Annotated in this window: 6 protein-coding genes; 5 read left to right on the top strand and 1 reads right to left on the bottom strand. The window is 72.5% G+C overall.

Translation table 11 applies throughout. The features are described 5' to 3' along the window. The 5 genes from VN520_RS33580 to VN520_RS33560 all read left to right on the top strand — a co-directional run. On the top strand, nucleotides 1–1,642 hold a 1,642-nt coding region (locus VN520_RS33580), incomplete at its 5' end, for a (2,3-dihydroxybenzoyl)adenylate synthase (RefSeq protein ID WP_325750725.1). 47 nt (nucleotides 1,643–1,689) lie between these two features. Then, nucleotides 1,690–2,322, top strand: a complete 633-nt coding sequence (locus tag VN520_RS33575) for an isochorismatase family protein (protein ID WP_325750724.1) — start codon at nucleotides 1,690–1,692, stop codon at nucleotides 2,320–2,322. A gap of 5 nt (nucleotides 2,323–2,327) precedes the next feature. After that, entirely contained in the window at nucleotides 2,328–2,555 is a 228-nt protein-coding gene (locus VN520_RS33570; RefSeq protein ID WP_325750723.1) for a phosphopantetheine-binding protein, read from the top strand. Next, nucleotides 2,552–6,490, top strand: coding sequence for an amino acid adenylation domain-containing protein (locus VN520_RS33565; protein WP_325750722.1), 3,939 nt, complete (start codon nucleotides 2,552–2,554; stop codon nucleotides 6,488–6,490). The genes VN520_RS33570 and VN520_RS33565 overlap by 4 nt, the downstream gene beginning before the upstream one ends. Beyond that, the gene (locus VN520_RS33560) at nucleotides 6,487–6,681 is read left to right on the top strand and encodes an MbtH family NRPS accessory protein (RefSeq protein WP_325750721.1); all 195 of its coding nucleotides are present in this window, start codon (nucleotides 6,487–6,489) and stop codon (nucleotides 6,679–6,681) included. Before VN520_RS33565 ends, VN520_RS33560 begins: the two co-directional genes overlap by 4 nt. A gap of 14 nt (nucleotides 6,682–6,695) precedes the next feature. Here VN520_RS33560 and VN520_RS33555 read toward each other — a convergent pair. Next, nucleotides 6,696–7,228 (bottom strand): alpha/beta hydrolase-fold protein (locus tag VN520_RS33555; RefSeq protein ID WP_325750720.1); only part of this gene is annotated, 533 nt, incomplete at its 5' end.

The raw sequence follows: 7,228 nt of genomic DNA, 5'->3' as shown, positions 1-7,228 counted from the left end.
TGTCGTCCTCACGGGGCAGCGCCCCGGTGGCCGCGGCGGTCGCCAGCACGCTCGCGAACACCAACGTCAGGGCCGCCCCGCGGCACAGACCGCGGGGCTCCGGGTCGCCCGGTCCGTCACGGGGTTCCAGAGGTCGGGCAGCACGGCCCCCGGACGCCGCGAGTGGACGTACGGAGAGCTGGACGAGCGGGCCTCGCGGCTGGCCGCCGGGTTCACGGCGCGTGGCATCTCGCCCGGTGACCGGGTCGTGGTCCAGCTCCCGAACGTCGCCGAGTTCGTCGAGGTCGTCTTCGCGCTCTTCCGCATCGGCGCACTGCCCGTCTACGCGCTCCCCGCACACCGGGAGACGGAGATCGAGTACTTCTGCTCGTTCACCGAGGCCGTCGCCTACGTGGTCCCGGACCGGCACGCCGGCTTCGACCACCTGGCACTCGCGTCGAAGGTCAAGGAGCGCACCCCGAGCCTGAAGCACGTGTTCGTCGTCGGCTCGCCGGGTGAGCACACCGCCCTGTCCGAGGTACCGTGCGCGCCCACGGGGAGCGCGTACGAGCCGGCACCGCACGATCTGGCGTTCCTCCAGCTGTCGGGCGGCACGACCGGTGTCCCCAAGCTCATCCCGCGTACGCACGACGACTACATCTACTCGCTGCGCGGATCCAACGAGATCTGCGGTGTCGGCGAGGACACCCGCTACCTCGTCGTGCTCCCCGCCGCGCACAACTTCCCGATGAGCTCCCCGGGCTGGCTCGGAACGCTGTACGCCGGGGGCACCGTGGTCCTGTGCCCCGCCCCCGATCCGGCGACGGCGTTCCCCCTCGTGGAACGCGAGCGCGTCACGATGACCGGCATGGTGCCGCCCCTGGCGCTGGTGTGGACGCAGGCCGGCCCCGGCACCGAGCACGACCTGTCCAGCCTCGACCTCGTCCTCGTCGGCGGGGCCAAGTACAGCGAGGCCGCGGCCCGCCAGCTGGAACCCGCGCTGGGATGCCGGCTCATGCAGGTCTTCGGCATGGCCGAGGGACTCGTCAACTACACCCGCCTGGACGACGACCACGAGACCGTGGTCACCACGCAGGGCCTGCCGATCTCCGAGGACGACGAGATCCGCATCGTCGACGACGCGGACGAGGACGTGCCCGAGGGGGGTTTCGGGCACCTGCTGACCCGGGGCCCGTACACGATCCGCGGCTACTGGCGTGCGCCCGAGCACAACAGGAAGGCGTTCACCGAGGACGGCTTCTACCGCACCGGTGACATCGTGCGCCGTACCCCGACGGGCCACCTGGTCGTCGAGGGGCGCGCCAAGGACCAGATCAACCGGGGCGGTGAGAAGATCGCGCCCGAGGAGATCGAGAACATCATCCTCGGCCATCCGTCGGTGCACGACGTGTCCGTCGTGGGGGTGGCCGACGAGTACCTGGGTGAACGCACCCTGGCCTACGTCATCCTGCGCGAGGGGGCCGAGCCGCTGAAGCCGGTCGCGGTCAAACGCCTCGTGCGCGAACGTGGTGTCGCCGCGTACAAGATTCCCGACCTCGTCGAATTCGTCGAGGCGTTCCCGCAGACCGGAATCGGCAAGGTCAGCAAGAAGGGGCTGCGCTCCGACGCGGTTCCCGGCCGCACCGAATCCGCTCAGCACTGAGATCAGCACCGAGTTCCGCCCAGAGCGGCACCGAAAGGTTCCACCCCATGGCTCTTCCCGCCATCGCTCCCTACGCACTGCCGGCCGAGACCGAACTGCCCGCGAACCGCGTGGACTGGACCGTCGACCCCGCACGGGCCGTGCTCCTGGTCCACGACCTGCAGAATCACTTCCTCGGCGCGTTCCCGCCCGGTGAGCAGCCGCTCACCGGCATGCTCGGCAACACCTCCCGTGTCATCGCGGAGTGCCGCCGCCTCGGTGTGCCCGTCGTCTACTCGGTGCAGCGCGGCGGTCAGACCGCCGAGGAGCGCGGTCTCCAGCTCGATTTCTGGGGGCCGGGTGCCGCCGACGACCCCGAGGCGCTGGCGATCCCCGACGCCGTCGCGCCCGTGGAGGGCGACACCGTCCTGACCAAGTGGAAGTACAGCGCGTTCGTACGCACCGAACTGGAGTCCCTGCTGCGGGAGTCCGGCCGCGACCAGTTGGTGATCACCGGTGTGTACGCGCACATCGGGGTGCTCATGAGTGCCTGCGACGCGTGGATGCGTGACATCCAGGCCTTCCTGGTGGCCGACGCCGTGGCGGACTTCTCCCGCGAGGACCACGACATGGCACTGCGCTGGGCCGCTGGCCGCTGCGCGGTGGTCACCTCCACCGACGCTCTTCTGAAGGGGATCTGAACACCGTGGCGCTCACCCTTGAACTGATCCGCCACGATGTCGCCGACGCCCTCGGTGAGGACCCGGCGGACATTCCCCTCGACGAGAACCTCCTGGACTACGGGCTGGACTCGGTACGCATCATGGCGCTGCTGGGGCGCTGGCGCCGGGACCACGGGATCGAGGCGGACTTCGCGGACCTCGCCGAGCAGCCCGTCATCGATGTCTGGGCGCCGCTGCTGGAGGCCTCATGACCGTCCTGCTGACCGGGACCGGAGGGACCGGACCGGCCCCCGGCCCGGAGGCCCGGCCCCTCGTGCTGCCGCTGACCGCGGCCCAGTCGGGCATGTGGTTCGCGCAGTCGCTCGATCCGCTCAGCCCGGCGCAGAACACGGCGGAGTGCCTGGAGATCGACGGGCCGCTCGACCCGGAGCTGTTCGCGGCCGCCCTGCGCCGTGTGACCGCCGAGGCCGACGCCTTGCGTGTGTCGGTCGAGGACTCCCCGGACGGCCCGCGGCAGCACATCCGCCCCTCGGTCCCGCTGCCGCTCACGACCCGCGATCTGCGGGACGCGCCGGACGCCGGCCGGCAGGCCGAGGAATGGATGCGTGCGGACCTGGCCGAGCCCTTCGACCTGGTGGCCGGACCACCGTTCCGGCACGCCCTGTTCCGGGTGGGCGAGGAGCGGTGGCTCTGGTACCAGCGCATCCACCACCTCGTCATGGACGGCTTCGGCTACTCACTCCTCGTACGCCGTACCGCGGAGGTCTACACGGCGCTCGCCCGGGGCGAGGACCCCGGCCCCCGTGCTTTCGGGACACTGGCCGACCTCGTCGCCGAGGACGCCGCCTACCGGTCCTCGGAAGCCTTCACGGCCGATCGCGCGCACTGGACGGAGGCGTTCGCCGACCGCCCGGAGGTGCCCCGGCTCGCGGGCCGCGGGGCCCTGCCCTCCCGGACGTTCCTCCGGCGCACGGCGCACCTGGGTACCGAGGCCACCGAAGGTGTGCGGGAACTGGCCTCCCGCCTCCGGGCCACCTGGCCGGACGTGCTGATCGCCGCTCAGGCCCTCTACACCTCGCGGGCGACGGGCCACCAGGAGGTCGTGCTCGGCCTGCCGATGATGGGCCGCATGGGGTCCGTCTCGCTGCGGGTGCCCGGCATGGTCATGAACGTGCTCCCGCTGAGGCTGGACGTCTCCCCCGGGGCCACCTTCGCCGAACTGGTCCGCCAGGTGGTGCTCGGCATCCGCGAGGTCCGCCGCCACCAGCGCTTCCGCTACGAGGACATCCGCCGTGACCTGCGGCTCCTCGGAGAGAACCGCGGACTGGTCGGTCCCCTCGTCAACGTCATGCCCTTCGACTACGACGTGGACTTCGCGGGCGCCCCGGCGCGCGCCCGGAACCTGTCCGCCGGGCCGGTCGACGACCTGACGGTGAACATCTACGACCGGGCCGACGGCCGTGGTCTGCGCATCGACCACGACGGCAATCCGGCGCTGTACGACGACGAGGCACTGGCCGCGCACCAGGCGCGCTTCCTGCATCTGGTGGAGCGGCTGGTCCAGGCCGATCCGCATGTTCCGACGGCCACGCACGGCATCGCCACGGCAGCCGAACTCGACCTGGTCCTCGGTGCGTTCAACGACACCGCCCGCGAGCTGCCGCCCACGACCCTCATCGGCCCCATCGAGGCGCGCGCCGCGCGCACCCCCGACGCGACCGCTCTGGTGTACGGCGACACCTCGCTCACCTACGAGGAGCTGAACACCCGCGCCAACCGGCTGGCCCGGCATCTGCAGACGCTCGGCGCCAGGCCGGGTGCCGTGGTGGCGGTGTCGGTGCCGCGCTCGGTGGATCTCGTCGTGTCCCTGCTCGCCGTGCTGAAGGCCGGGGCCGCGTATCTGCCGCTCGACCCGGACTACCCCGAGCAGCGGCTGGCGTACATGCTGGGGGACGCGGCGCCGGTGTGCGCGGTGACCGACCGGGCGGGGCGGCTCCCCGAGGACACCGGGACACCGCTGGTCGTCCTGGACGGCCTCGACGTCTCGGAGTACCTCTGGGTGAACCCGTCGCGTCCCCTCACCCCGGCGCACCCGGCGTACGTCATCTACACCTCCGGCTCGACGGGACGTCCCAAGGGCGTCGTCGTCCCGCACGCGGCGATCGACAACCGGCTGCGCTGGATGCAGAGCGCCTACGGACTGACCGCGGACGACCGGGTGCTCCAGAAGACGCCGTCGTCGTTCGACGTGTCCGTGTGGGAGTTCTTCTGGCCGCTGCGCCAGGGCGCGGCGCTGGTGGTCGCCGAACCCGGTGGCCACAAGGACCCGGCCTATCTGGCCCGGCTGATCCGCGAACAGGGCGTCACCACCTGTCACTTCGTGCCGTCGATGCTCCAGGTCTTCCTCGCGGAGGCGGAGGCGGACGCGTGCGGAAGCCTCAAGAGGGTCTTCTGCAGCGGCGAGGCCCTGCCGCGCGAGACGGCCGGTGCGTTCGGACGGGAGCTCCCCGGCGTCGAACTGCACAATCTGTACGGCCCCACGGAGGCGGCCGTCGACGTCACCTTCCACGCGTGCGCGGCGGACGCGGCCGGTCCGGTCCCGATCGGCCGGCCCGTCTGGAACACCCGCCTCCATGTGCTCGACGCCGCGCTGCAGCCCTGCCCGCCGGGGGTTCCCGGCGAGCTCTACCTGGCAGGGCGTCAGCTCGCCGAGGGGTATCTGAACCGTCCGGAGCTGACCGCGTCCCGCTTCGTCGCCGACCCGTTCGGCCGGCCGGGGGAGCGCATGTACCGCACGGGCGACCTGGCGCACTGGACGGCGAAGGGCGAGGTCGTCTACCTCGGCCGCACGGACGACCAGGTCAAGCTCCGCGGGCAGCGCATCGAGCTCGGTGAGATCGAGTCGGCGCTGGCCGCCCGGGACGGGGTGGACGCCGCCTGCGCCCTCGTGCGGGAGGACCGGCCGGGCGACCAGCGGCTGGTCGGTTACATCACCGGGGGCGCCGACCCGGCGGCCGTACGCGCCTCGCTGGCGCGGGAACTGCCGGAGCACATGGTGCCGGCGGCGGTGGTGGCCCTGGACGCCTTCCCGCTGAGCCCCAACGGGAAGCTCGACCGGCGCGCCCTGCCCGCCCCGGTGTTCAGCGGCGGTGCGGGGGCGCGGCGCCCGTCGGACGCGCGGGAGGAAGCGCTGACGCGGCTGTTCGCGCAGGTGCTGGACATCGCCCAGGTGGGTCCGGACGACGCCTTCTTCGATCTGGGCGGCACCTCGTTGCTCGCCGTGCGGCTGGTGGCCCGCGTGCGGGAGGAGTTCGGCGCCGAGCTGACCATCGGCTCGTTGTTCGAGTCCCCGACCCCGGCGGCACTCGCCGCCCGGCTCGGCTCCACGGGGCCCGCTTCCGAGGACGCGCTCGACGTCGTCCTGCGGCTGCGGGGCGGGGACGGGCGCCCACCGCTGTTCGCCATCCATCCGGCCGGGGGGATCGCCTGGTGCTACGCCGGGCTGTCGGCCCGTCTGGGCCCGGAGCAGCCGGTGTACGGCATCCAGGCCCGCGGGCTGGTCGGGGACGAACCGTTGCCGCGCACCCTGCAGGAGGAGGCGGCCGACTACGTCCAGCACATACGCGCGATCCAGGAGCACGGCCCCTACCGGCTGCTGGGCTGGTCCGTCGGCGGGGTACTGGCGCACACCGTGGCCGTACTGCTCCAGGAGGCGGGTGAGGAGGTCGAACTGCTCGCACTGCTCGACTCGTTCCCCGCCGAGCAGTGGCGGGAGCGGCCGGCGCCCGAGGAGGGCGACGCGCTGACCGCGGTGCTGCGGATGGCGGGCTTCGATCGTACGCACGAGCAGGACCGTGAGGACGTGCTGGCGACACTGCGCCGGGCGGGCAGCCCGCTCGCCGGGCTCAGCGACCGTGCCCTGTCGAAGATCGTCGACATCGTGCCGAACCACGCCCGCATGATGCGTGAGCACGACCACCGGCGTTACGAGGGCGACCTGCTCTTCTTCACGGCCGCGGCCCCGCGTGCGGAGGACTGGCTCACCCGTGAGGCGTGGCGGTCACATGTGACCGGGTCCATCGAGAACCACGACCTCGACTGCACCCACCCGCAGTTGATGCAGGACCGCTTCCTCGACGGCATCGCGGCCGTCCTGGCGGCCCGGCTGAAGGAGCTGGACGCGTGAGCGCGGGGAGCGGCCCGTTCGACCCGGGCCCCGAGGACCGCGCCACGCACCTGGTGCTGGAGAACGCCGCCGGCCGGCTGTCCCTCTGGCCGGTCTGGCGGGAGGTTCCGGAAGGCTGGTCCGTCAGGTTCGGCCCGGCTCCGCACGGGGCGTGCACCGCCATGCCGGAACCGGGCCGCGATCGGGACTGAACCGCCGGCCGCCCCTACGGCGTGGGGGCGGCCAGCAGGTCGACGAGACCGTCGGCCAGTTCCGTGCGCCAGCACAGGTAGTCGTGGCCGCCGTTGAACTCCCGGTAGCAGGCGTCGTCGTAGCCCGCCGCCGCCAGGACCTCGCGCAGCCGCCTGGCGGCGGGCAGGGCCACCCATTCCTGTTCGCCGAAGGAGAGCCGGAAGCGGACCGGCAGACGTGGTGTCCGGGCGATCCGCTCGGTGAGCCACTGCGCCTGCGGCCCGTCGGGCCACCAGAAGGAGCCGGACTGGGCGAGGACGTTGCCGAAGCGCCCGGGCGCGGCCAGCGCCGCGTGGGCGGCGGAGAGTCCGCCCAGGCTCTGTCCGGCGACGACCGTGCGGGCGGGGTCGTCCGTGACCGGCAGGCGGGCCGCCGCCCAGGGCAGCAGTTCGTCGGCGAGGAAGCCGGCGAACTCCGGGCGGCAGGTCATCTCCGACCACCTGGTGTCCGCGTCGACGGACTCCGGAAGCAGGGCGACGAGCGGCGGGATGCGGCCGTCCGCGATCA

Origin of the sequence: Streptomyces sp., assembly GCF_035563135.1 — a bacterium.
Taxonomy (GTDB): domain Bacteria; phylum Actinomycetota; class Actinomycetes; order Streptomycetales; family Streptomycetaceae; genus Streptomyces.
This window is presented reverse-complemented; position numbering and strand designations above follow the sequence as displayed.